This window comes from Campylobacter concisus (genome assembly GCF_003048595.2).
Classification (GTDB): Bacteria; Campylobacterota; Campylobacteria; order Campylobacterales; family Campylobacteraceae; genus Campylobacter_A; species Campylobacter_A concisus_L.
On sequence record NZ_CP049270.1, the window covers coordinates 318,203 to 343,827 of the forward strand.

Sequence of the window (25,625 nt, forward strand, 5' to 3'; positions counted from 1 at the left end):
GCTTGTATACTTTTATGGTAGTTATTTTTTAACCAAACTTGCTAGGACACCAACTCCAAGGATGGCTAGAATGATAAAAAGGCTAATTTGTGCAGAAATTTCAAAACCGATATGAAAGATATGAGCAGTCGCATTTACAGCTAGCTTTGCTGCGATGAAAAACAAAAGCACGATCACAGAAATTTCTAAATACTTTAAAAAATTTTTGAGTGCTTCAAGCACAAAATAAAGCGTTCTTAGCCCAAGTATTGCAAATATCATCGCTGAATAAACAATCACAGGATCTTTACTCACAGCAATGACAACCGGAACGCTATCAAAAGCAAATATCACATCGCTTAGCTCAATCACGCAAAGACACAAGAATAATGGTGTTGCTATCCAAGTGGCTTTTAGCCTTAAAATTTGATCGTTAAGAGCAGTTTTTTGACTATCTGAAATTTGCTTAGAAATTTCGCTAAATTTAACAAAAAAACTATGTCCAAAAAGCCGTGGTAAAACCGGAAAGAAGCGATAAACTGCCCTATAAGCTATGTGGTTTGAATAATCTTTTATATCTTCATCACACTTATCTTTTTTTATCATCATTACGGCACTATATGCGACTATTGCTGCAAATATTAGCTCCATCCAAGGCGAGATGGCAAAAAGCATTGTACCTACGGCTACAAAGATGAGCCTAAATATCATAGCTCCTATAACGCCAAAATAAAGCACTCTGTGGCGGTAAATTTCAGGTATATTAAACCATGAAAAAATCGCCATCATCACAAAAAGATTATCTACTGAGAGCGACTTTTCTAGCGCATATCCTGCAAAATAAAGACTTGCTATTTCACTGCCTCGCTCAAAATATAAATATATGCCAAAAAGTACCGAAACTCCTATCCAAAAGATAGACCAAATACCAGCTTGTTTTAGTGAAATTTTCTCATCATGTTTATGAGCAAAAAGATCTATTCCAAAGGCAAGTGATGCCATTATAAGAAAAACTATAATTGTTTGAATTTCTAATGCGTTCACTTTTATCCTTAAAATTTTAACAAGGCATCATCAATACTTCTACTATCTCGCCTTTTGCGATAAATTCTGTTTCTTTTGGGATGATAAGCAACGCAGCCTCATTTGTTAGGTTGTTTACGATTGCTGAGCTACCAAGCTTTTTGCCATCTAAATTTACAAAAATTTTGCCCTCACGGTTTTCTAAATTTACAGCCGTAAATTCTAAAAATGGTGAGCGTTTTTTATAGTCTTCATCCATTATCGCCGTGATCTTTGGCTCTTCTTGACCAAACCACGCATTTATTAGGACTCTTACGTAAAGCACACACATAACCATTGCCGAGTACGGAAATCCTGGCAGTGCAAAGATATATTTATCACCTGACTTTGCTACTCTAATGTGGCGGCCTGGCTTGATAGCAGCGCCCTCAATAATGAGTCTGAAATTTTCATTTAAAGCGCCTTTTACAAAGTCATAGTCCCCCATACTTATGCCACCAGTCGTCACTAATATATCAGCTGATTTTAGCGCATTTATGATCGCTTTTTCGACAAGCTCAGCCTTATCTCTTACGATCTCACAAAGGACCGGCTCTGCGCCCATTTTGCGTATCTGCATAGCGATGCCTACGTGATTTGAGCTGTGAATTTGCGCTGGATTTTCTAATGGCTCGCCAAGGTCTTTTATCTCGCTACCAGTTGCAAGTATCGCCACTCTTGGGCGTATGAAAACGCTTACGTGAAAGACACCAAGCTCAGCAAGAAGTGCTATCTCAGCGTAGGTTAGACGTGTGCCTTTTTTGATCAAAATTTCACCTTTTTTGTAGCTTTCTCCTACTTCGCGCACGGCAAAACCCTTTGACACACTCTTTTTGATAAGTATTTTTGATCCGACAACCTCGACATTTTCTACCGGCACAAGAGTATCAGTGCCTTCACTCATTAGTGAGCCAGTGAAAGTTTTTACACATTTACTACCCTCTATGACTAGTCCTTTGTCGCTTCCAGCAGGCAGGTCTGTGATGAGCTCAAGCTCGTTTAGACCATCTTTAAAAGCAAAAGCGTAGCCGTCCATCGCTGAAACTGGCTTTGCTGGGTAATTTTCGGCGGCCGTCACGTCGTAGGCGATATTTCTATCAAGTGCGTCCGTGATAGCTACTTTTTCGACCTTTTCCCACGCATTTATTGTATCTTTTAGAATTTTTAGGCTATCTGCGTAACTCATAAAATCTTTCATTTTTATCCTTTTTATGAAATTTTTGCATATTCTATCCATTTCGCTCTTAAAAAATTAACCTTTGTTTTATTTAATGATTATTAAAATGTCGTTTAAGAAATCAGTTTGATTTTACCCTATACACAGGAATATTCATGAATAAAACAGTGCTTTACATCATTGCAGGTGCAAGCTTAGGCATTCTTGGCCCAGTGCTTGTTTATTTTGGCAACCCAGCAAATATGGGCGTTTGCGCGGCTTGCTTTTTAAGAGATAGCGTAGGTGCTCTTGGCTTTCACCAAGCTAAGGTCGTGCAGTATCTAAGGCCAGAAATTTTAGGGCTTATCATCGGGGGCTTTTTAGCAAGCCTGCTTTGGAGTAGAAATTTCACTCCAGTGTCAGGCAGTGCGGCATTTTCTAGATTTTTCTTAGGCGTGTTTGCTATGATTGGTTGCCTTATCTTTTTGGGTTGTCCATGGAGAGCGTTTTTGCGTCTTGGCGGAGGAGATATGACCGCCATTGCTGGTCTTGTCGGTCTATTTGCTGGAGTTTTTGTTGGACGATTTTTCAAGAAAAATGGTTACGTCATACCTGAAAATGATGCCACAACAAAACCAGTTGCGTTTTTGCCATTAATCATTGCTATTTTGCTTTTAATAGCCCTTGTTTTTGGTTTAAAGCTTGGCGATAATGGTGCATTATTTAGCTCAGAAAAAGGCCCAGGTTCAATGCATGCAAATATCTTTATCTCACTTGTTTGTGCTATTGTTATTGGTATTTTTATGCAAAGAAGTAAATTTTGCTCAGTTGGAGCGATTAGCAAAGTTTTTGAGCGTGATCTTTCAATGTTTTATGGCATTGTATCTATCATCGTTTTTGCAAGTATCACAAATTTAGCTCTTGGACAATATAAATTTGGCTTTGAAGCTCAACCTATCGCTCATAATGATGTTCTTTGGAATTTCTTAGGTATGAGCTTGGCTGGTCTTTGCTTTAGCCTAAGTTATGGCTGCCCAGGCAAACATTTAGTACAAATGGGAGCTGGAAATTTAAGCTCAGCTGTATTTGTTTTAGGTATGGGAGCAGGCGCTGCGATAAGCCATAACTTCATACTTGCAAGCTCATCAGCTGGCATCACTCCTTATGCTCCATATGCCGTAGCGATCGGCTTTATCTATGCTATTTATGTCGGAGTTTTTACTAAAAAAGCATAATATAAATTTGGCTGCTTTTGCAGTCAAATTTACTCACTTTTTATATCTATCACTTCATCAAAAGGTTTAAAAAGCTCGCGTTGGTGTGTGATCATTAAAATACTAGCCTTAATCTTAAAATTTTTTAGCGGCAATAGTAATGCATTTTGTTTTAAGATATGGCAAACGATAATTCTAAATCGAACTAAAATTTTAACAATGAATTGATAAAATTAATAAACATCAATATAAAGTAAATATTTTAAGCTATTTTGATATAGAATATCGATTTTAATTTTATCTAAAGGAATTCTATGAAGTTTAGTATACTTGCTTCATCACTGATCTTTAGCTCGCTGTGGGCTTTAGATACAAATAACAGTGATTATTCAGTTGTTTTACCAACTATCGAGGTGGAAGGTATCTCGGAGCAAAATACCCTAAAAGGTTATATCGCGTATGATAGCGCGGATATCAATAGGAATGGACTCAGTAACAAAGAGACGCCACAAACTATCGAAAATATAGATATACAAAAGAACAGAAACTACGGTACAAATGATCTCTCAAGTATCCTAGAAGGAAATGCTGGTATTGATGCAGGCTATGATATGAGAGGCGAGAGCATCAAGATAAGAGGCTTTAGTGTTGATGGCGGTGATATATATAGAGATGGTGTTAGAGACTCTGGTCAGATAAGACGTAGTACAGCAAATGTTGAGAGAGTTGAAATTTAAAAGGGCCAGCTTCGATCTTATATGGAAGAAGTGATGGCGGCGCAGTTGTAAATTTGGTTAGTAAAAAGGCAAATTTTATGCCTGTTTACAAGCTCTCAGGCAGGGTTGGTAGCTGGAGCAGATATGGCGGTGGTGTTGATATAAATCATGTAGTAAATAATCAATTAGCCGCAAGACTAACGACTGATATGGAGCGTGGAAAATCATGGAGAGAGGGCGTAAAATATAAAAATTTTATGATAAGTCCAAGTATTATTGTGACAAATGATGGTGGAACGGTGAGCTTTGAGGCGCAATACACATATGATAATGCTTGGCGCGTACCTGATAGAATGCCAACAAAAAGTGTCTATGACAAACTTGGTATCGACTATACAAAGGGATTTTCTCACGATGGAGACTTTGTTGAAGATAAGCTTCGTTTCTTCCGTACTGAGCTAAATGCGCAACTAGTAAAGGATATAAATTTAAAATGGGTTTTTGGATACAGAAAAGCTAGTCAAAATTTTGATCATTATTTTAGTGGTACCATCATGCCTGGAAATAGATTAAAGCAAAACTATGCTAAACAACAAACCGATAATGACACGCTCTCAAATGCCATAACGCTTACAAAAGAGCTTGAATTTACAAGATTTAAGCATAATCTTACTTTTGGATATGACAACAGCGTAGAAACTCGCCATCCAAGGCTTTGGTTTGATAGCGCAAAAAATGTAACTATAAATCCATATGCATCAAGATCAAGTTGGGGTAGTGTGGGCTACATACCACTTAATACTGATAATAAGCATAAAGCTACAAATAATGGAGTGTTTTTAGAAGATCTAATAAGCTTAGATGACAAATATAGGCTACTTCTTGGTGGCAGGTTTGACTTTTATAAATTTAAAACAAGAAATATTGCAGATATGACAAATAGCTACAAAGGGCACTCTTTTAGCCCAAGAGTTGGCTTGCTGTGGGACTTTTTACCAGAGCATACCGCGTATGCTTCATACTCAAAGAGTTTTGCCCCATACGGCGGTCGCGGGAATATAGGTATAAGTATAGGCGATACAACGATACTTGATCTAAAACCGCAGAACAATGAGCAATACGAAATCGGCTTAAAAAGCACATGGGCTGATAATAGATTTAGCTCAAACCTAGCGATATTTCAGATCGAGCATAACAATATAAGATATAGACCAGATCCTATAAATGATCCATATACTTGGGCGCAACGTGGTAAAGAGCGAAGTCGTGGTATAGAGCTAAATATCTTGGGTAAAATTTATGAAAATTTATATCTAAGAAGCTCTCTTGGATATATGAGGGCCATTATCGCAAGTGATAAATCAAATCCATTAAACGAAAGACTCAGTCTAAACAATACAACCAACTGGCAGGGCAATGTTTTTTTAAGATATGCTAAAAACGACAAATGGTATGTCGAAAGTGGCGTAACAGGATACTCTAAGCGATATAGCTACCGCACAAGTAATGGTAGAGTCATAGACGAACATCTTCCTGGTTTTGCTAGATTTGATGCAAGTGCTGGATATAACTTTAACGAACACGCTCAAATAACACTAGCGATAAATAATATCTTAAATAAAAAATACTGGCGTTCTGATTCAAGACCTGGCGACGAGAGATCGTTTATGCTAAATATGCACTACACTTTTTAACTAAAATTTACACCGCCTTCTATTTGGCGGTGTAATCTTTTGTCATGTGAAATTTGGAGAAATTTAGCCACCAAAGATGGCTAAATTTGAAGTTATCTTAAAATTTGAATCTTTGCTTTTGCGCGGAGTTTGTCAAAATAATCAGCCATAAGTTTTTCTTGCTCACCTTGATAAAGCTCGTTTATAACATTATCCTTAACATCTGCAAAGCTTGGTGTGTATGAGCCTATTTTCTCTTTTACATAAAACATATCAAAACTATCAGCGCCTTTTAGTATTTGGGTAAATTCGCCATTATTTGTGCCAGCTATGATAGCTGCTAGTCTTGGATCTATGCTTTGATAGTCTAAACTTAGCTCTTGTGTTTGTATGCTGCTAAGTAGTGATGGACTTGTTTTTTGAGCTTCTAGTTCTTCAGGATTTTTTGCCCTATAAAGGACCACTTTAGCAGTGCTAAAGACCTTAAATTTATCGGGATTAGCATCAAAATACATCTTTGCTTTTTGCTCATTTACATTTTTGCCAGCTTCAGCCAAGATGCTTTTATAAAGCTTTTCTTGAAGCATCTTTTTTTCTATGTTGTTTTTAAACTCCAAAAAGTCCATGCCTTGAGCTTGGATAGAGCTTCTAAACTGAGAATTTGTCATGCCATTTTGCTTTGCGATTGATTCGATTCTGTCGTTTAGCTCAAATGGTGTTACGCTAATGTTTAAATTTTTTATTTGAGCATCTTCGAGTCTATCCCTTATGAGTAAATTTAAAGCATCTTGTTCGCTAGCTCTTAACTGCTCTTTCAAGCTATAAACTTCATAAAGTGTGATGGGTTCGTTCTCTACAATGGCTGCGATACCATTTACCATCTGAGCTGAATATAAATTTAAAGCACTTAGCATACCAGCAGCCAAAAAGAGCATTTTTTTCATAATAAAACCTTTATTTAAGTATTTAGTAAATATAATTTTGGGCAATTATAACATAAAAATAAGGCACAAAATGATAGTTACTAGATTTGCTCCTTCGCCTACTGGATACCTACATATAGGTGGACTTAGGACAGCTCTTTATAATTATTTATACGCAAGAGCTAATAACGGAAAATTTTTACTTCGCATTGAAGATACTGACCTAAAACGAAATTCAGAAGAAGCCACACAGGCCATAAAGGAGGCTTTTGCTTGGTGTAAGCTAGATCATGACGGTGAAGTAACATATCAGTCAAAAAGATTTGATCTTTACAAGGAGTATGTAAAAAAGCTTCTTGAAGAGGGCAAAGCATATAAATGCTACATGAGCAAGGACGAGCTTGAAGAGCTTAGAGCTAGCCAAGAGGCCAGAAAAGAGCGCCCAAAATATGATAATAGATATAGAGACTTTACGGGCACTCCTCCAGCTGGTATCGAGCCAGTTATCCGTATAAAAGCCCCGCTTAGCGGCGAGATCGTGATAAATGACGGTATAAAAGGTGAAGTTAAATTTAGAGTTGAAGATATATTAGACGACTTCATCATCGCAAGAAGCGACGGCACACCGACCTATAACTTTACGGTCGTGATAGACGACGCACTAATGGGTGTAACGGACGTAATCCGCGGCGACGATCACCTCTCAAATACCCCAAAACAAATTGTGCTCTACGAGGCGCTTGGCTTTAAAACACCAAAATTTTATCACGTAGCGATGATAAACGGCGAGGACGGCAAAAAGCTTAGCAAGAGGCACGGCGCAACCGATGTCATGGAGTATAAAAAGATGGGCTATCTGCCTGAAGCGCTCTTAAATTTTCTCGTTCGTCTTGGCTGGAGTCATGGCGATGATGAAATTTTTAGCATTGATGATATGCTTAAATACTTTAATCCAAACGATATCAACAAAAGCTCAAGCACATACAATGCTCAAAAGCTTGACTGGCTAAATTCTCACTACATCAAGACTTTGTCTTATGAGAGACTAGCGCACGATATGCTTGAGTTTGGCGTTGATTTTAAGGCTTTGGTAAAAGGCGAGCTACTGCTAAATTTGCTCCGTGAGAGATCAAAGACATTAATTGAAATGGTAAATAGCGCAAACGCGATAATCAACGCTCCAAAAAGCTACGATGAGAAAGCTTGGGCTAAATTTATAAATGAAAATAGTAAAGAAATTTTGGCTAAATTTGCTCAAATTTTAGATCGTGACCTTGACGCAAAGGGCTACGAGGAGCTAACAAATAAATTTTTAGAGCAAAATAGCTTAAAGCTAAAAGACCTAGCTCAGGCTCTAAGAATAGCGCTAACTGGCTCAAGCGTGAGCCCAAGCATCTTTGAAGTGCTTGAAGTAGTGGGCAGTAGCGAGACGAAAAATAGAATACAAAATTTATTAAAGGAAGAGAAATGACACATGTAACTAAAGAAGAAGCACTAAACTACCACATAGGCGGTAAGATCGAGATAAAGGTAAAGACGCCTTGCGAGACGTCAAGAGACCTTTCAATGGCCTATACGCCTGGCGTTGCAGAGCCTTGCAAAGAGATAGAAGCTGACAATGAACTAGCTTATAAATATACAAATAAAGCAAATCTAGTAGCCGTTATCACTGACGGCACGGCTGTTCTTGGACTTGGAGACATCGGCGCCATTGCTGGTAAGCCAGTTATGGAAGGAAAGTCGGTCTTATTTAAAAAATTTGCAAACGTGGATGCCTTTGACATCGAGCTAGACGAGCATGATCCAGATAAGATCGTTGAGATTTGCAAGGCTCTTGCTCCGACATTTGGTGGTATAAATTTAGAAGATATCCGTGCTCCAAAATGCTTTGAGATAGAAAGAAAGCTTCAAGAAGCAGTCGATATCCCTGTAATGCACGATGATCAACACGGTACAGCGATGATAACAAGTGCTGGTATGATAAATGCGATGGAAATTTCTGGCAAAGATATATCTAAGATAAAAATCGTAGTTAGCGGCGCAGGTGCGGCTGGCATTGCATGCGCGAAGATGTATAAAGCGCTTGGTGCAAAACACATCGTGATGATAGATAGTAAAGGCGTAATTCACTCAAAAAGAACAGACCTAACACCTGAAAAGGTAGAGTTTGCGCTTGAGACTGAGGATAGGACTTTGGCTGATGCGATGAGGGGTGCTGATATGTTTTTAGGTCTTTCTAAGCCTGGTGTGCTTACAAAAGAGATGGTTACTTCAATGAATAAAGAGCCTATCATCTTTGCTTTGGCAAACCCAGTGCCTGAAATTTATCCAGAGGATGTTGAGGCTGTAAGAAGTGACGTTATGATGGGCACAGGCAGAAGCGACTATCCTAACCAAGTAAATAACGTTTTAGGTTTCCCTTTTATCTTTAGAGGTGCGCTTGACGTTAGAGCTAAAAAGATCACTGAAAATATGAAAATGGCTGCAGCTAGAGCACTTGCACAACTTGCAAAAGAGCCAGTGCCAGCTGAGGTTTTAAAGGCAAGTGGCGTTAGCGAGCTAAAATTTGGTAAAGAGTACATCATCCCAAAACCATTTGATAAACGTGTGCTAACAGCGGTTGCTCCAGCAGTTGCAAAAGCTGCGGTTGAAGATGGTGTAGCGAGAGTAAAAGATTTTGATGTTGAGGCTTATAGAGCCAAACTTGCAAAAGGATTTTAAAATTTAGCCCAAATTTTGGGCTAAACTCTTTTTGGCATTTTGTAAAGATAAACCCTGTAAAAATAGTAAATTTAAGGATAAAAAATGCAAAACGTGAAGCTCATCTCGCACCCACTGATCGAGCATAAATTAACCATTCTACGTGATAAAAACACCCAGCCTTTTCAGTTTCGCATGCTAGTTGATGAGATCAGTTATCTTATGATCTTTGAGGCAACTAGAAATTTAAAGGTAAAAGATGTAAAAGTCCAAACTCCAGTTGCGGTGGCAGATGCAAAGAGACTTACTACAAAAGTGATGATATGCCCCATCTTAAGGGCTGCTCTTGGTATGCTTGATAGCGTTTTTACCATCATTCCAGATGCGAGTGTGGGCTTTTTGGGCTTTCAGCGAAACGAAGAGACAGCACAGGCTGAGTTCTTCTACGCAAAGCTTCCAAAAGATGCAAAAGAGCGCATGGCGATCATCATCGATCCTATGTTTGCGACTGGTGGTACGGCGATAGACGCGGTCAAATTCTTGCGTGAAAAGGGCGTTAAAGAGATCAAATTTATCTCTATCATAGCTGCTCCTGAGGGGCTAAAGAGATTTAGTGAAATTTACCCGGACGTCGAGGTCTATACGGCATCGATTGATGAGAAACTAAACGAGAAAAACTACATCGTTCCAGGTCTTGGTGACGCTGGCGATAGAGTTTTTAACACGCTTTAAGGGCAAAATTTGAACAAAAGACTTTTGCCAGCCTTAGTCGCCTTTGTCATTGCTATTATTGTTGGCACTTTCTTTTTCTCAAATAATGGTAGTGAAGCAAATAAAAACGCTCAAATTTTACTTGAGCAGCTAAACAAAGAGGGACAAAAAAGCCAGAGCCTTGCAGAAAATGGCTCATACACTTCAAAAGATGAGGTCGCTCTTTATATCTATAAATTTAACAAGCTGCCAAAGAATTTCATAACCAAAAAAGAGGCACTTGAACTTGGCTGGGACGCAAAAAGCGGAAATTTATGGCAGATAAGCGGCGGCAAAAGTATCGGCGGGGATAGGTTTTCAAACAGAGAAAAGAAGCTACCTGAAGCTGATGGCAGAAAGTGGTTTGAGTGCGATGTAAATTACAATGGCGGCAGGCGCGGCGCTGAGAGAATTTTATACTCAAACGACGGACTTATCTACTACACGCCCGATCACTACGAGCATTTTTACCTGCTTTATGAGAAGAGGATGCAATGAAAAGCGTAATCCTAGATGCCAAAAAGATGTCTGAAAAAGAGAAGATGCATGAGTATTTTGCTAAGAAATTTGACCTGCCAGAGTACTACGGCAAAAATTTAGACGCGCTCTTTGACTCTCTTTGCGAAATAAATGAGCCAACTCTTATAAAGCTAAAAAATGAAAAATTTTTGGATGATAGTGCAAAAGAGAGCTTGACTCGGCTATTTCGCGATGTTTGCAACGAAAATGAGATGGTTAAATTTGAGCTTGTAAAAGATTAAAAATGATATTTGGAAAGATTGATTATCTAAATTTACTCCCATTTCACGTTTTTTTAAAATCAGCCCCACTAAGCTCTCAGATAAAAAAGGCGATCGAGTTTAAAAAGGGCGTGCCAAGCAAGTTAAATAGAGCCCTAAACGCTAGAAAAATCGACGCTGCGGTGATCTCAAGCATAGCTAGCAAAAAGGCAAATTTAAAGAAGCTAAATTTTGGAATAGTCGCCAAAAAAGATGTAAAAAGCGTGCTTGTGCGCAAGAACTCAGCCCCAAAGCCAGATCCTGCCTCAGCCAGCTCAAACGCCCTAGCCAAGGTGCTTAAACTAAATGGAGAGGTGATCATAGGCGACAGGGCGCTAAAGGCATACTTAAGCGAGGGTAAAGAGTGCTTTTATGATCTTGGTAAAATTTGGCACGAAAAGACAAATTTGCCCTTTGTTTTTGGGAGATTTTCTTACGTAAAAAATGGCTCGTTTTACAAAAAACTGGTCGCAAAATTTCTACAAAAAAATGTAAAAATTCCAAATTATATATTAGCCCAGTATGCCAAAAGTAGAGGCATAAGCGAGCAAGATATCAAGTGGTATCTTAAATTTATAAGCTACAAAATAGGACCAAAAGAGCAAAAATCACTCAGAAAATTTTTTAAAGAAAATAGATTATTAAAAGTAGCAAAAAAGAATTAATTTTTTATAGCTTCTTAGTAGCTGCCAAGAAGCTATAAAATTTAGTGGTGCATATGCATATTAGTTGAGTTATCATCACTCATATTTTGCATCATCATCTTGTGGTGATCGTGCATTGGCATATCTGCTGGCATGTTCATTGGCATATTCATATGCATACCCATCTCACCGTTTTCAGCCTTGTAGCCAGTTATGCTAGGATCAACCATGCCAAATATCATTGCGACGTGTGCGACGATCAAGGCAAATATGAGTAGGCAAAAGTGAAGCTTTAGCTTTGCCTTTTCGCTTGCGTTTTTGTAGATCAAATTTAGCTCTAAAAGCGCGATGCCAAGAAGTGGTATTACGCTGATGAGATATGAGTAGACAGCGATGACATCGGCATATCCACGCCATTTTATACTTGGATAAATTTTTGCCATAAAATAGATCACAAGAGCTGTAAAATAGACCCCAAGCACTATGCCAGCAAATTTGCCAACAGCCTTAAAGCCAGCATTTTTGCCGCTATCCATGTGATACATAGTGAGAAACTCCATCGCCACTAAAAGCTCCGTAAGCCCCACAGGTATCACCATGAAGAGGATTAGATTGTAAGGTTGATTGAGCGATAAAAGCTCCATGTAGTGTGTCATTACCATTGTAAGTCCTTTGTAAAAAATTTAAAGAAGATTAACGCCAAATTGCTAATAATTATAAAATATCAAGATAACAAATTTAAGCTAGTCTTTAAACTCGTGTGAGATGACTGGAGAAAATTCTTCCCAATGAAGTTTGGTTTTAAATGTTGGCATCTTGCTTTGAAATGGCTCTTTCTTAAGTGCTGCCATGGCGACACTATCGCCTTTTGGCTTAGCCGGTGCTTCTACGTTTAGTATAGAGCGTTCAAGATCGATGAAATCTTTTAAAATAATAGTATATGATTTAAAGAAATTTGCCTCTTTGTGAGCTAAAAGTAGCGAGCCAAACTCATCTACAAATAAATTTAAGGTCTCAGAAAATAGCTTATTGCTAATATTTTTTGCATCATTAAACTCATCTTTTAAAAATGTAGCCATCGCTAAAAATATAAATCCAACGTAGTCCTCGCTGTCTTTGCAAAGCTCGCTATCACGTCTATATGGGCTTAGTTTTAAACATTCAATAACCCTAAGCCTAGCTGCTCCGTTGTCTCTGCCTTCTTCATAAAATGAGGCACTTAAAGGGATATTTGTAAAGCCAAAAAGAACGTCATTTTGTTCTTTTGAAAATTCTTCAAAGCTAAATTTATCTAAATTTTTAAACGCAATATCACTATCCTCGCTTAAAGGATTTGCGCTTAAGTATTTTAGCTGCTCTTTCCACCTTGCAAATTTCTCATCATTTGTGTAAAAAAACATAGGATATGCTAGAAATTCGTAAAAATATGATCTTGCTTTTATAATGTTTTTATCCATTTAATAAATCCTCTTTCATCGCGTTTATTTGGGCTTGAACCATTAGTTTGGCCTTACAGTCAGCACAGCAGTAAAGCGCTTTTATCTTGACCCTATCGTTGCCAAATCTTGGTTGCATTATAGTTGCGATCTTTTCGACCGCTTTTTTAGTCGCAAACTCTTTTCCGCACTCAACACAGGCAAAAAGCTCATCTCGTGCCAGCTCATTATATGTAAAAAACTCAGGCTTAAGAGAAATTTTTCCAACCTCAAGGCTTATGGTATCTTTTTCAGCACAGCTTAGTTCGCAGTATCCGCAAGCTGTACAGACGCTTGGATTAAATAAAATCGAATTTGTCTTTTTATCAGCCACTAGCGCACTTACGTTACAAGCGCCAACGCAACTTAGACAAAGCGTACAGCTATCAGTGTTTATCTTGACATCGCCGTATCTTATCATCTCGCCGCTTTTTACCACGCCAAGATCTTCACTACCTACTAAAAACTCGAGCCTTTTTGCAAAAATTTCTCTTTTTGGTAAGGCATATTCGTTTATTGTGTGTTGTGAGTCAGCTATAAATTTTGCCTTTTTGAGTGTATCTTCAAGCTCATTTTTATCTTTAGCGTGATAGATCGCCGTCTCTTTAAATTTAAGCTCATAAATTTGATTTAAGATGCTAATGGCGTCTTTTTCGCCTTTGCCAAGAGTTTTGCTAAATAAAATCACACTCGCACCACTTTCTTGAAGCAATGTAAGAAGATGCGCTTGATTTAACATATGCGGTGCTGATATGAAAAAAGGTAGGACATTTTCAGGTAGGCTTATATTTAGCTCGTCTAAATTTGTTTCATTAGAGATTATTAGTGGAATTTTGCCTTTGTAAAGTTTGGCAATAGTAGCAAATGAGTTTTGTGGCATAAGTGTAGAGTCAAGAGATCCGCTAGGGCAGACGCTAATGCAGTTGCCACAATTTACACAATCAATTTGTGAGAAAACAAGATGCTTTGTCTCATCTTCTTTTAAAATGGCCACAGTTGGACAAACATCAACACAGCGTCCACAAATTTCATTTCTTCGTTCATGGTATTGGCAGATCGAAGAGTCATATTGAGTTAGACTTTTGTACTTAAATTTTGGAGTTTTTTCATTTAAAATTTTAAGCACAGCTTCATCTTCTAGCCCAGCTATCTCGTAACAGCCGCTTTGCTTTAGCATATAATCTCTTGCGTTTTCAACCAAGAAAAAGTCACAATCGACCTCAAATTCGTCATTTGCTCTAAGTATCAAAACACTAAGTTCGCCAGCTGCTCCATAAATAAATTTTACTTCAAAATGCGTTAATTCAATGACTTTATAGCCATTTTCTTTTAATAAATTTGCTAGTTCCTCACGGCCTGAGTTGCTTACTATTACGACATTTTTGCCGACTTCTTTTTCGTAATCAACATCCTTTGCCATATCAAATGCAGTTGCTCTTGCTTCATAAAGCAAAAGTGTATTTTTAGCTTTTTCTAATACGCTTGCAGTTGTATTTTTTAGATAAAAATTTATCTCAGGTGCGGTAATGTTTGATTTAAGCTTTGGTGAGTTAGAAACTAAATATTCTTCCTTTTCGTTATTTATTTCTATCTGTTCATTTAGCATTAAAGTATCGTCAAAATCGTTATAAAAGCCAAATTCTTTCATAATTTCTCCTATTATCAAAAACAGGCTTATTTTAATATTAATGAGATTAATGGACTCTGAATTTTATATGTTCCTTTTTGCTCTAAGTTTTAATTTATAATATTTTTTATGTTAAAATCACGGCTTGGTAAAACTAACTTACTAGGAGCACAAATTGAGCGATTTAAGAGATATCCCACAAGTTGATAAGATCATAAAAAACGAAGCATTTTCAGGATTTGATATAAATTTAGTCACATTGCTTGCAAGGCAAATTTTAAATGAAGTTAGAGCTAAAATTTTAAATGAAAATGCAAATTTTGCGTTACAAGAAATAATAGATTTAATCCTAAACGAATATCATAAATTTAATGAATCAAGTCTTCAAAGAGTGCTAAATTTAACTGGTGTGACCATACATACAAACCTCGCTAGAAGTGTCATCGATAAAGAAATTTTAAGCCGTGCAACTCCGGTAATCACAGGGTATTCAAACCTTGAATACAACCTAAAAACAGGCAGCCGCGGCAACAGATATGACTATATCGGTGAGATGATCGCAAGAGCATTTGGTTTTGAAGACGCTATCGTCGTAAATAATAACGCAAGTGCAGTATTTTTGGTGTTAAACACCTTTGCAAGAGGCAGAGAAGTCGTCGTTAGCAGAGGCGAACTAGTCGAGATCGGCGGTAGTTTTAGAGTGCCAGAAGTTATGGCAAATGCGGGCTGCTTTTTGAAAGAGGTTGGCACGACAAACAAAACTAAGCTAAAAGACTACGAAGAGGCGATTAGTGAAAATACGGCGATGCTTGTAAAGGTTCATCGCTCAAATTTTGACATTGTGGGTTTTAGCGAAGAGGTTGCAGCAAATGAACTAAGTAAATTGGGATGTGAGCAAAATTTGATAGATTATTTTGATCTTGGCAGTGGATTTTACGGAAATTTGCCGTTTAACTTAGATAAAAATGAGCCAGATCTAAAAAATTTAAAAGATGTTTCGCTAGTTAGCTTTAGTGGCGATAAGCTGCTTGGTGCGGTGCAGTGCGGAATCATTGTTGGCAAAAGAGAGCTCATCGCAAAGCTTAGAAAAAATCAGCTTTTAAGAATGCTTCGCGTAGATAAAGTGATCATCTCGCTTTTGGCTGAGAGCATGAAAGCTTATTTAAATAAAGAATTTGAGCTAATCACAACGCAAAAACTGCTTCACAAAAGCGTAAAAGAGCTTGAAATCTTAGCAAATTTTATAAATAAAAATCTAAAAACTCTGCTTGAGATAGTTCGCACACAAACCTTTGTGGGGGGCGGTGCGATGCCAAATAAAAAGATCCCAAGCGTGGCTTTGGCAGTTAGTGGAGATGCAGTTTTAAATGAGCAAAAATTTAGGCAAAAAAAGGTGATCGGCCGCATAGAAAATGATAAATTTTTACTTGATTTAAGAACACTTTTAGATGAAGATGTAAATGAACTAATAAAAATAATAAATGAAACGGAAGAAAAATGAGTCTAATAATAGGAACAGCAGGGCATATCGACCACGGAAAAACTGCACTCATAAAAGAGCTAAATGGCTTTGAGGGGGACAATCTTGAAGAGGAGAAAAAGCGTGGCATAACGATCAATCTAAGCTTTTCAAATTTAAGTAAAAATGATGAAAATATCGCATTTATCGACGTGCCAGGGCATGAAAATCTCATAAAAACGATGATAAGTGGCGCGTATGGCTTTGACGCGTGCTTGTTTGTGGTGGCGGCAAATGACGGACTTATGCCTCAAAGCTTGGAGCACCTTGAAATTTTAAATCTTCTTGGTGTGAAGTCTTTGATCGTGGCACTTACTAAGTGTGATCTCGTAGATGAAGCGACTATAAATTTAAGGAAAAAAGAGATAAGAGATGAAATTTCTAAATTTAAAAATCTGCAAATTTTAGAAATTTTTGCCGTTAGTATAAAGGATAAGGCAAGCATTGACGAGCTTAGAAACTACCTCTTTACGCTAAGAGCTAAAAAGCGCGATGAAGAGGGCGTTTTTAGATACTACATCGATAGGGTCTTTAGCCTAAAAGGTATCGGAAATGTCGTAACTGGCACCGTTATAGAGGGAAGCGTTAGTAAAAATGAGAAGCTTTTTAACTATGACGCTGGCAAAGAGGTGCTAGTAAGAAGCGTGCAAAGCCACGATAAATTCGTAGATAGCGCAGGGGTTAGCAGCCGTGTGGCGCTAAATCTAACTGGCATTGAGCTTAATGAGTTAAAAAAAGGGCAGCTACTTAGTAAAAAGGGCTATTTTAGGGGATTTAGAGAGGTTGATGCGGTCGTAACTGCTAAAAATCTCATTCACTCGCAAAGCGTAACCTTTTGTGTGGGTGCTAAAAACGTCCCTGCAAAGGTGCTTATACTAAGCCAAAAAGATGATAGCTACTTTGTTACCTTTAAATTTCAAAGCGATATGTTTTTGAAATTTGACGAGGCCTTTGTGCTTATCTCAGACGCACGCGTAATAGGCGGTGGCAAGGTGTTAAATCCTGTGCTTGAGCCACTGAAAAAAGCTGGCAAAATTCTCTTTTTGGCTGCACTTTTAAAGCATGATTTCATTGGGGCATTTTCTATACTTAAAGAAGCCCACAAAAATGGCTTTGGCATCATCTCGTCTTATCAAAGGTTTGGACTAAGTCACGAAGAGGCCGTAAATGTGGCTAAAAAAGTCTCAAATGTCTTTGTCGATGAAAAGGCTTTAAATATCTATGATCTAAGCGCGGTTGAGCGGATAAAGTCTGTGGTTAAATTTATGATAGAAAAAAATGAATTTGCCGTTTTCTCAGCTCAAAGTATAAGCCTAAAGCTTGCTTGGGCTAGTCAAAATTTAGCTCAAAAAGCACTTGATGAGCTTGAAAGTATAAACTTAATCTCTAAAAATGATGGCGTCTATACAAAAAAAGGCGTTGATATAAGCAAACTAAAGGTAAGGCTTGAAGAGAAAATTTATGAAATTTTAGAAAGCGGAAAGCTAGCTCCAACGGCACCTTATAATATATATGATGAGCTGGAAATAGATAGGCTAAGTGGCGATAATGCACTTAAAAAACTAACTGCAATGGGCAGAGTTGTAAGGCTGGAGCATAATCTTTTTATCACTAGAAATTCGCTAAAAATGGCACTTGATAAGCTAAGAGAGATCATCAAAAATCAAGGTTTTGTAAATGTTACAAACGCCAAGGATGCACTAAATTTAAGTAGAAAATATGTAATCGCTTATCTTGAGCAACTTGACCTTGAGAGTGACATAATGAAGCAAGGAAATGATAGAGTCTTTCGTGGTTAGTATTCATTTACAAAAAGTAAATATAATCCGCCAAATTTTTAAAAAGGAAAAAAATGAAAAAAGTGGTTTTGGCCTCAATAATAGCGGCAACTAGCCTAATGGCAGCTAGCAATAAGCAAATAGAAGATTTTTACTCAGAAGTTTTTAAAAATCAAAATATCGATGGTGTTAATGTAAAAGTCGTAGAACGCACTAAAATTTTAGATGATATAGAAAAAGTAAGCTTAAAATTTAGCAAAGGAGATATGTCTCAAGAAGATGTGACTTTTGTTAAGGGCGATCTTATGTTTCCTGATGTTGTAAATTTAAAGGAGCAAAAGTCTTATTTGGCTGAAGAAAAAAAGGTAATCGCAGAAAAAGCAGCACTTGATTTAGTAAAATCACTAGCTAAAATTTATAAAAATGAAGACAAGGCAAATGTTATAACTCTTGGTAATGATAGCAAAAAGCCAACTCTTATCATGTTTTCAGATCCTGAATGCCCATATTGTAGAGCCGAGCTAGCAAAGATTGAAACGACATTAAAAGACAATAACGTTGAAATCATCCTAACTCCAGTGCATGAACTATCGTCTTTGCAAAAAAGTGCTTTGATCTATAAAGATATAAAAAATGCAAAAAGTGATAGCGATAAGGTTAAAATTTTAAGAAAGTATTTTTCTGAAGATTATAACGTGGATGAAAAAAATGTTAGCAAAGAAGAGAGCGACAAGATCGATACTTTACGTAAAAAATATTTCTCAGCTGGCGTTAGATCAGTGCCATTTATCATAAACAAAAGTGATCTAAAATAATCTTTTCTAGGGAGCTCTCCCTAGAATTTCTTCTTTTAATAAAAATTCTTAAATTTTAAAATACATTTAACTATATTTTTAATAAATACTTAACAAATATAATTAATATTATATATTTACTTTTATTATTTTATAAATATGCTAAATTTACATAGTTTAATTCTAGGCTCTAAAAGCCCTGAAATATACTGTTTGCAATATTTTAGTATCTCTAAATATGCAAATTTTACATATTACGGAACCAAATTTCTCAAATTTTTAAGATTTGAGGGGCAAGGAGAAAAAATGCAAGGATCAAGAAGAGATTTTTTAAAGAAATCTCTAAAAGTTGGTACTGCTGGCGGAATACTCGCAGTTTCTGCAATAGCAAAAACAACTAGTGATGACTTAGCTCCTGATGGCAATGGCGTCGTCGTAGGTAAGTCAAACAAAAAAGAGGTGCTTTATAAAAAAAGCAAAAATTGGGAAACCTACTATAAAATCGCTTATTAAGGGAGAAAACCATGAGTGATGCACGTATAGGGAGACGTTCATTTTTAAAGCTAGCCGCACTTGGTGCTGGCACCACAATGGCTTTTGGAAAAAATGATACGATAAGAGAGGCGAGTGCGGAAGAGATAAAAGATCCTTTTCCTGGCTCAAAAAAGGTTAGGACTATTTGTTCTATTTGTTCAGCAGGCTGTGGTATCGAGGCTGAGGTAAAAGATGGTGTTTGGATCCGCCAAGATATGGCGATGTACCACCCAATATCTCAGGGCTCACACTGTTCAAAGGGTATCGATCAGATCGATCTTACACATAGCAAACAACGCATCAAGTATCCTATGAAAAAAGTTGATGGTAAATGGCAAAGAATTTCATGGGATCAAGCCGTAAATGAGATCGGTGATAAGATGCTTCAGATCCGCAAAGAAGACGGTCCTGATAGCGTTATATTCCTTGGATCTGCGAAATTTAACAACGAGCAAGCATATTACTTTAGAAAATTTGCTGCGTTTTGGGGCACAAACAGCAACGACCACGTAGCAAGAATTTGACATAGCGCAACAGTCGCCGGTGTGGCGAATACTTGGGGTTATGGCGCGATGACAAACCACTTTGGAGATATGGCTGCAAACTCAAAATGTATATTTATCATTGGAGCAAACCCAGCTGTGGCAAACCCAGTTGGTGGCATGAAGCACACTTTACAAGCAAAAGATAGAAACAATGCAAAAGTAATTGTAGCTGATCCAAATTTTACAAAGACAGCCGCACATGCTGATCTTTATTTGAGACAAAGATCAGGAACTGATATTGCACTTGTTTATGGTCTTATCCACATTATTCTTAAAAATGGCTGGGAAGATAAAGAATTTATAGAAAATAGAACTTACGGTATTGATGAGATAAGAAAAGAGGCTGAGCACTGGACACCAGAGGTCACATCTGACGTTACAGGCGTGCCAGTTGATAAGTTAATGGAAGCTGCAAATATCCTAGCTCATACAAAGCCAGGCACTGTGATCTGGGCACTTGGTATCACTCAGCACTCAGTTGGCAGCTCAAATACGAGAATTTTACCTATACTTCAATTAATCCTAGGCAACATGGGCAAACCAGGCGGTGGCTGTAACATCATCCGTGGTCACGACAACGTTCAAGGTTCAACCGACATGTGTAACCTCTCAGACAGCTTGCCGATGTATTACGGACTAACTGACGCATCTTGGAAATACTACTGTCAAGGCTGGGGCGTTGATTATGATGAGTTTGTAAAACGCTTTGCAGTCTCAACAAAAGAGCCAAAACAAGGCGGCACACCAGTTAAAAACACTGTTTTTGAAGAGTATTATTACCACGATCCTAAAAATCCAGAGGATAGAAACTGGAGAAATGAAAAAGGCTGGTCACTTTCAAAATGGTGGCAAGGCGTCTTAAAAGAGGAAAATACCTTTAGTAGTGGTGCATTAAGAGTTCTTTGGGTTCAAGGAACTGGTCTTACATCTATGGCGCACCTAGCTAAAATTCAAGAAGCAGCTTCAAAACTAGATATGATCGTTGTAGCCGAGCCATTTGTAAATGAAATTTCTATCCTTTCAGATAGAAAAGATGGCGTTTATATCTTGCCGGTGGCAACTGCCTTTGAAAATGAAGGTCACTTAAACGCTACAAACCGCTCAGGTCAGTGGAGAACAAAAGTCGTTGATCCACTTTATGAAAGCAAGGGCGATCATGAAGTAATGTTTGCATTTGCTAAGAAATTTGGCTTTTATGATGAGTACGTAAAAGGCATGAAGATGGCTGTCGTAAATAGAGAGTTAAAACAAGTAAAAGATGATTTTGTATGGCCTGATGATGCGACAAATGAGATAGCAAGGGTTGGAAATTCTATAGGTTATGGTGGTAGAACAGCTGAGATGTTTAGACGTCACCAAGCAAACTGGGATAAATTTGACCCAGATACGCTAATAGGTCTTGGCGGCGAGGTAAAAGGCGAGTACTACGGCAAGCCATGGCCAGCATGGGATGAAAAACACCCTGGCACACCGATACTATATGATATGAGCAAGCCTTACGCAGAGGGTGGCTCTGGCTTTAGAAACCGCTTTGGACTAGAGCATAACGGCGTTAGCCAGCTAGCTAGCGAAGAGAGCACACTTGTTGGCTCAGCTATAAAAGGTGGCTACCCACAAATCACAAAAGAGAATATAGAAAAAGTCTTAGGTATAACTCTAACTGAAGAAGAGAAAGCTAAGATGGGACCAAGCTGGAGCATGGATTATAGTGGTATTATCTTTGAAAAATGCCGTGAAAAAGGCGTAGTGCCGTATGGTAACGCAAGGGCTAGAGCTATCGTTTGGGAATTTCTTGACCCTATCCCAAAACATAGAGAGCCTATCCACTCACCACGTTGGGATCTTGTTCAAAAGTATCCGACATTTGATGATCAAGCTAGAAATTTCCGTGTTTCTACAAGATTTAAGTCAGAGCAACAAGCAAAAGATTGGTCAAAAGAATTCCCTATCGTGTTTAGCACTCAACGTGTCGTAAATTTAAGTGGTGCGGGAATGATAGAAAGAACAAGTAAATACCTCTCAGCTATCACACCTGAGATGTTTGCTAATGTTCACCCTGAGCTCGCTTTAAAATACGGCATAAAAGATCGCGATATGATGTGGATCCACAGTCCACAAGGCACGAAGATCAAAGTAAGGTGCTACCACAGCTACATGGTAACTCCAGATAGAATTTGTATGCCTTATAACTTCGCTGGCGTTATGCAAGGTGTCGATCTCTCAGCTCGTTACCCAGAGGGCACTAAGCCTTATGTTATCGGCGAGAGCTTTAACACAGTTACTAACTACGGATTTGACCCAGTTACTCAAATTTCAGAATTTAACGCAGGTCTTTGCCGCATAGAAAAAGCTGAAGAGAACACCTTTAAAACATCGTTTTATCACGAGTATGGCGAGAGAGACGCCTTAGGTAAAGAGTAAGGAGAGATAAGATGGCAAGAATGAAATTTTTTGTAGATACTAATAGATGTATCAGCTGCTATGGATGTCAAGTCGCCTGCTCTTCTGCTCACGAGCTTCCAGTGGGAATTTATAGAAGAAAGGTCATTACACTTCACGATGGTATCGAAGGTAAGGAGGTTTCAACTACCATTGCATGCCAACACTGTACTGATGCACCTTGTGAGCAAGTTTGCCCAGTTGATTGTTTCTACATTAGAGCTGATGGCATCGTGCTTCACGATAAAAATATATGTATAGGCTGTGGTTACTGCTTATATGCTTGTCCATTTGGTGCGCCACAGTTCCCTAAAGATGGAGCGTTTGGTGTAAAAGGCGTAATGGATAAATGTACTATGTGTGCAGGCGGTCCAGAGCCAACAAACTCACACGAGGAGAGAGAGCTTTACGGTCAAAATAGAATGGCCGAAGGAAAAGTGCCTATGTGTGCGGCTGTTTGTGCTACAAATGCACTTTTGGTTGGTGATGCGGCTGAAGTATCAAACGTATATCGCAAACGCGTTATGCTAAGAAATACAGGACTAAATGTCTAATATTCAGAGGAGGGCACTTTGCTCTCCTTTAAATTCTAAATTTTAAACTTAAAAACCTTTTCATTATTTTATAAAGTTGCTATTTTTTATTCAAAAGATAAATTTTAAATTTACATTAGAAAATTTCTAAAACTATTTAAAATTGGCTATTTGAATACAAATTTCTCTTTATTATCTCAATTTGCTCTATTTTATGATAATCGTTTTTATTTTAATCAAAGTAAAGCCTTGGTAATATTCCCTTGAAAAAAATCTCACAGGTGGTTTATTTAATGAATAAATTCTTAAAATTTATGCTAATTATGTTGTTGCCTATTTGGCTCGTGGCAAAAAATGACGACTATGAGCAGGTCGCAGCTCAGATAAAAGAGTCGCTACAAAAAGTAATAACAGAGTATAGAGCTGGCAATGTTGAACAAGCAGTCAGTGATACTCAAAATGCTTATTTTGGCTTATTTGAAGATGTTGAAGCTGGCATTAGAATAAATTTAGGTCAGAAAAAAGCTTACTCTATGGAGAAGCAATTTGGCGAGATCAGAAAGGCGATAAAAGCTGGCGAAGCACCAGATGACGTGCAAAAAAGAATAGACCAGATAAATAGCGAAATAGCTGAAGTTCTGCCAGTTATTTTAAATGGACATAAGCTTGTTGGCGAGTACTCAGACACCCCAGCACAAGCTGCTGCAAGTGGCTATGACACTTCTAAATTTATCCCTGAGTGGAAGGTGGCATTTGCAAATTTATCAGCCGATCTAGATAAAGCAATAGCAAGCTATGAGAGCGATAAACAAGATGACGCCAAAAGTGCTATTCAAGATGCCAAATTTACAGATTACAGAAATACTCAACTTGAAATCGCTATTCGCCAGCATATAGAAAATGGCAAAAGCATAGATGCTGACATCCAAAGAAAGATGGGCGAAGCGATCAGCGGCATCACAAATGGTATAAGCAAAGATGATTTTAAAACTAAGCTAGAAGAGATCAAAAAGCTAGCTTATGACGCTGTCTCAAAACTCCCAGCTGATACTGCAAAACTAGCAAAAGTTGATATGAGTGATGTAGAAGCAGCTTCTGAAGAAGATAGTGGTGTAGATTATACCAAAGTCGTTCAAAACATAAACGACAAAATTCAAGCTGCTATCACACTTTATAAAAATGGTGATGTAAAAAAAGCCATGGGCGATATCCAAGACATCTACTTTGATGAGTTTGAAGGTAGCGGCATGGAGAATAAAGTAGGCGCAATAGATGTAAATTTAAAAACAGCTATTGAAGCTACATTTGGCAATCTTGTAGCCCTTATGAAGTCAGGCGCAGACGAAAAAACACTTCAAGAAAGTGCAAGTAAGATGTCATCTCAGCTAGCAGCTGCACTTGAGAAAACTAGCAGTTCAAGCTCACCTTGGTCTTTATTTGTTTGGGCTTTGACTATCATCTTAAGAGAGGGCTTTGAGGCACTTATCATTGTTGCTGCTGTTGTTGCATATCTTGTAAAAACTGGTAATGCTAAAGCGATGGGCAAAGTTGTTTATAGCTCAGTTGGCGTGGCTGTTATCTTAAGTTTTGTCATGGCGTGGCTAATGAATGTCATTTTTGGCGAGGCAGCAGGTCAAAAAAGAGAGCTTATGGAAGGTATCACGATGCTTGTTGCAGTGGGACTTCTATTTTATGTTGGTTTCTGGCTTCTTTCAAATGCAGGTGCCAAAAAATGGAATGACTACATCAAATCACATGTATCTGAGTCTATCTCAAGTGGCTCAACCACAACACTTTGGTGGACTGTATTTTTAGCAGTATTTAGAGAGGGTGCTGAAACTGTACTATTTTATCAGGCGCTTATTTTTGGAGCTAAAGATTCAGCTAGTTACTCGATGATTGCAGCTGGCTTTGTGATAGGACTTGTCGTTCTTTTAATAGTCTATTTCTTATTTAAAATTTTTGCTGTTAAAATTCCTATTAAACCATTTTTTATATTTACGTCAGCTATTATCTTTTATATGTCGATCGTCTTTGTTGGCAAGGGTGTTGGCGAACTAGTTGAGGGCAAAATTTTCATCCCAACTATCATAAATGGACTTAGCTTCCCTGACTGGATGAGAGACTGGCTAGGACTTCAGCCATATTACGAGAGCTTAGTGCCTCAAATCATTATGGTGCTTGCCCTAGTTATAGGCATCGTTATCATGAAATCAAAACAAAATAAAAATTAATCTTATTTAAAGGAGAGAATATGAATAAAATTCTTAGTTCAGCTCTAGCACTTAGCCTAGCAGCTGGTTTTGCACTTGCTGGAGAGCACCCAATCGGCGAGCCTGTAGAGGCTAATGGTATGGAGATAGCTGCAGTTTATTTGCAACCAATCGACATGGAACCAAAGGGTATTGACCTAGCTCCAAGCCTAGCTGATTTTCACCTAGAAGCTGACATACACGCTATTGCTGGTAATAAAAACGGCTTTGGCGAAGGTGAGTGGATCCCATACCTAAAGATTAACTACGAGCTAAAAAACCTTGATAACGGCAAAGTTAAAAAAGGTACCTTTATGCCAATGGTTGCAAGCGATGGCCCACACTATGGTGCTAACGTAAAAATGGATACAGGCGTAGGCAACTATGAGCTTAAATTCCACATTGATAATCCAGAAAAACAAGGTTTTGGTCGTCACGCTGACAAAGAGAGCGGTGTTGGTAAATGGTTTGAGCCTTTCACAACAACTTATAAATTTCAATGGACAGGTGGTCCTGTTAAATAATCACCAGGG

At 38.0% G+C, this 25,625-nt stretch carries 23 protein-coding genes and 1 pseudogene; 18 read left to right on the forward strand and 6 right to left on the reverse strand.

Annotated elements, in window-relative coordinates; genetic code table 11:
* Positions 1–21 precede the first annotated feature (21 nt).
* A complete protein-coding gene (locus tag CVT15_RS01560) occupies positions 22–1,023 on the reverse strand; it encodes a TerC/Alx family metal homeostasis membrane protein (protein WP_103577220.1) in 1,002 nt (333 codons plus the stop codon).
* Positions 1,024–1,039: 16 nt separating this feature from the next.
* Positions 1,040–2,239, reverse strand: a complete 1,200-nt coding sequence (locus tag CVT15_RS01565; protein WP_103577219.1) for a molybdopterin molybdotransferase MoeA — start codon at positions 2,237–2,239, stop codon at positions 1,040–1,042.
* A 134-nt stretch (positions 2,240–2,373) separates the two neighbouring features.
* Here CVT15_RS01565 and yedE point away from each other — a divergent pair, with 134 nt between their 5' ends.
* The 3 genes from yedE to CVT15_RS01575 all read left to right on the forward strand — a co-directional run bounded on the left by yedE (position 2,374) and on the right by CVT15_RS01575 (position 5,821).
* Positions 2,374–3,432: a YedE family putative selenium transporter gene (gene yedE, locus CVT15_RS01570; protein ID WP_103577218.1), complete on the forward strand. Its 1,059-nt coding sequence runs from the start codon at positions 2,374–2,376 to the stop codon at positions 3,430–3,432.
* Positions 3,433–3,725: 293 nt separating this feature from the next.
* Positions 3,726–4,148 carry a TonB-dependent receptor plug domain-containing protein gene (locus CVT15_RS09890; RefSeq protein WP_230853960.1) on the forward strand — a complete coding sequence of 141 codons (423 nt, stop codon included), beginning with the start codon at positions 3,726–3,728 and terminating at the stop codon, positions 4,146–4,148.
* 77 nt (positions 4,149–4,225) lie between these two features.
* Positions 4,226–5,821: a TonB-dependent receptor gene (locus tag CVT15_RS01575; RefSeq protein ID WP_230853961.1), complete on the forward strand. Its 1,596-nt coding sequence runs from the start codon at positions 4,226–4,228 to the stop codon at positions 5,819–5,821.
* 92 nt (positions 5,822–5,913) lie between these two features.
* Here the strand turns inward: CVT15_RS01575 and CVT15_RS01580 are convergent, their stop codons facing one another.
* Entirely contained in the window at positions 5,914–6,744 is an 831-nt protein-coding gene (locus tag CVT15_RS01580) for a peptidylprolyl isomerase (protein WP_103577217.1), read from the reverse strand.
* Positions 6,745–6,814: 70 nt separating this feature from the next.
* Here CVT15_RS01580 and gltX point away from each other — a divergent pair, with 70 nt between their 5' ends.
* The 6 genes from gltX to CVT15_RS01610 all read left to right on the forward strand — a co-directional run bounded on the left by gltX (position 6,815) and on the right by CVT15_RS01610 (position 11,617).
* Positions 6,815–8,194 (forward strand): glutamate--tRNA ligase, encoded by a 1,380-nt coding sequence (gltX, locus tag CVT15_RS01585; RefSeq protein WP_107898089.1) that lies wholly within the window; start codon positions 6,815–6,817, stop codon positions 8,192–8,194.
* Positions 8,191–9,444, forward strand: coding sequence for a malic enzyme-like NAD(P)-binding protein (locus CVT15_RS01590; protein WP_103577215.1), 1,254 nt, complete (start codon positions 8,191–8,193; stop codon positions 9,442–9,444). The genes gltX and CVT15_RS01590 overlap by 4 nt, the downstream gene beginning before the upstream one ends.
* 84 nt (positions 9,445–9,528) lie before the next feature.
* Positions 9,529–10,155 (forward strand): uracil phosphoribosyltransferase, encoded by a 627-nt coding sequence (gene upp, locus CVT15_RS01595; protein ID WP_004317747.1) that lies wholly within the window; start codon positions 9,529–9,531, stop codon positions 10,153–10,155.
* Between the two features lie 9 nt (positions 10,156–10,164).
* Entirely contained in the window at positions 10,165–10,671 is a 507-nt protein-coding gene (locus CVT15_RS01600) for a ribonuclease domain-containing protein (RefSeq protein ID WP_103577214.1), read from the forward strand.
* Entirely contained in the window at positions 10,668–10,934 is a 267-nt protein-coding gene (locus tag CVT15_RS01605) for a barstar family protein (protein ID WP_103577213.1), read from the forward strand. The genes CVT15_RS01600 and CVT15_RS01605 overlap by 4 nt, the downstream gene beginning before the upstream one ends.
* A 2-nt stretch (positions 10,935–10,936) precedes the next feature.
* Positions 10,937–11,617 carry an MqnA/MqnD/SBP family protein gene (locus CVT15_RS01610; protein ID WP_103577212.1) on the forward strand — a complete coding sequence of 227 codons (681 nt, stop codon included), beginning with the start codon at positions 10,937–10,939 and terminating at the stop codon, positions 11,615–11,617.
* Between the two features lie 41 nt (positions 11,618–11,658).
* Here the strand turns inward: CVT15_RS01610 and CVT15_RS01615 are convergent, their stop codons facing one another.
* The 3 genes from CVT15_RS01615 to CVT15_RS01625 form a co-directional block, all read right to left on the reverse strand.
* A complete protein-coding gene (locus tag CVT15_RS01615) occupies positions 11,659–12,258 on the reverse strand; it encodes a DUF6803 family protein (RefSeq protein ID WP_103577211.1) in 600 nt (199 codons plus the stop codon).
* 81 nt (positions 12,259–12,339) lie between these two features.
* A complete protein-coding gene (locus CVT15_RS01620) occupies positions 12,340–13,053 on the reverse strand; it encodes a hypothetical protein (protein ID WP_021090953.1) in 714 nt (237 codons plus the stop codon).
* Positions 13,046–14,719, reverse strand: a complete 1,674-nt coding sequence (locus tag CVT15_RS01625; protein ID WP_103577210.1) for a 4Fe-4S binding protein — start codon at positions 14,717–14,719, stop codon at positions 13,046–13,048. The genes CVT15_RS01620 and CVT15_RS01625 overlap by 8 nt, the downstream gene beginning before the upstream one ends.
* A 154-nt stretch (positions 14,720–14,873) precedes the next feature.
* Between CVT15_RS01625 and selA the strand changes: the two genes are divergently transcribed.
* From selA to CVT15_RS01670, 9 genes and pseudogenes are all read left to right on the forward strand, one after another.
* Positions 14,874–16,199, forward strand: coding sequence for an L-seryl-tRNA(Sec) selenium transferase (gene selA / locus CVT15_RS01630; RefSeq protein ID WP_103577209.1), 1,326 nt, complete (start codon positions 14,874–14,876; stop codon positions 16,197–16,199).
* Entirely contained in the window at positions 16,196–18,016 is a 1,821-nt protein-coding gene (gene selB, locus CVT15_RS01635) for a selenocysteine-specific translation elongation factor (protein WP_103577208.1), read from the forward strand. The genes selA and selB overlap by 4 nt, the downstream gene beginning before the upstream one ends.
* 53 nt (positions 18,017–18,069) lie before the next feature.
* Positions 18,070–18,810, forward strand: coding sequence for a thioredoxin domain-containing protein (locus CVT15_RS01640; RefSeq protein ID WP_087585452.1), 741 nt, complete (start codon positions 18,070–18,072; stop codon positions 18,808–18,810).
* A 285-nt stretch (positions 18,811–19,095) separates the two neighbouring features.
* Positions 19,096–19,302, forward strand: a complete 207-nt coding sequence (locus CVT15_RS01645; RefSeq protein ID WP_087579573.1) for a twin-arginine translocation signal domain-containing protein — start codon at positions 19,096–19,098, stop codon at positions 19,300–19,302.
* 77 nt (positions 19,303–19,379) lie between these two features.
* A pseudogene (locus CVT15_RS10265) lies at positions 19,380–19,574 on the forward strand (hypothetical protein); the annotation flags it as partial.
* A gap of 60 nt (positions 19,575–19,634) precedes the next feature.
* Complete coding sequence (locus tag CVT15_RS01655) at positions 19,635–22,289, forward strand: formate dehydrogenase subunit alpha (protein WP_230853981.1); 2,655 nt, start codon at positions 19,635–19,637, stop codon at positions 22,287–22,289.
* A gap of 11 nt (positions 22,290–22,300) precedes the next feature.
* Positions 22,301–22,861 carry a formate dehydrogenase FDH3 subunit beta gene (gene fdh3B / locus CVT15_RS01660; RefSeq protein WP_103577006.1) on the forward strand — a complete coding sequence of 187 codons (561 nt, stop codon included), beginning with the start codon at positions 22,301–22,303 and terminating at the stop codon, positions 22,859–22,861.
* Positions 22,862–23,133: 272 nt separating this feature from the next.
* Positions 23,134–25,074: an FTR1 family iron permease gene (locus CVT15_RS01665; protein WP_107898088.1), complete on the forward strand. Its 1,941-nt coding sequence runs from the start codon at positions 23,134–23,136 to the stop codon at positions 25,072–25,074.
* 20 nt (positions 25,075–25,094) lie between these two features.
* Positions 25,095–25,616, forward strand: coding sequence for an iron transporter (locus CVT15_RS01670; protein ID WP_084041674.1), 522 nt, complete (start codon positions 25,095–25,097; stop codon positions 25,614–25,616).
* Positions 25,617–25,625: the final 9 nt, after the last annotated feature.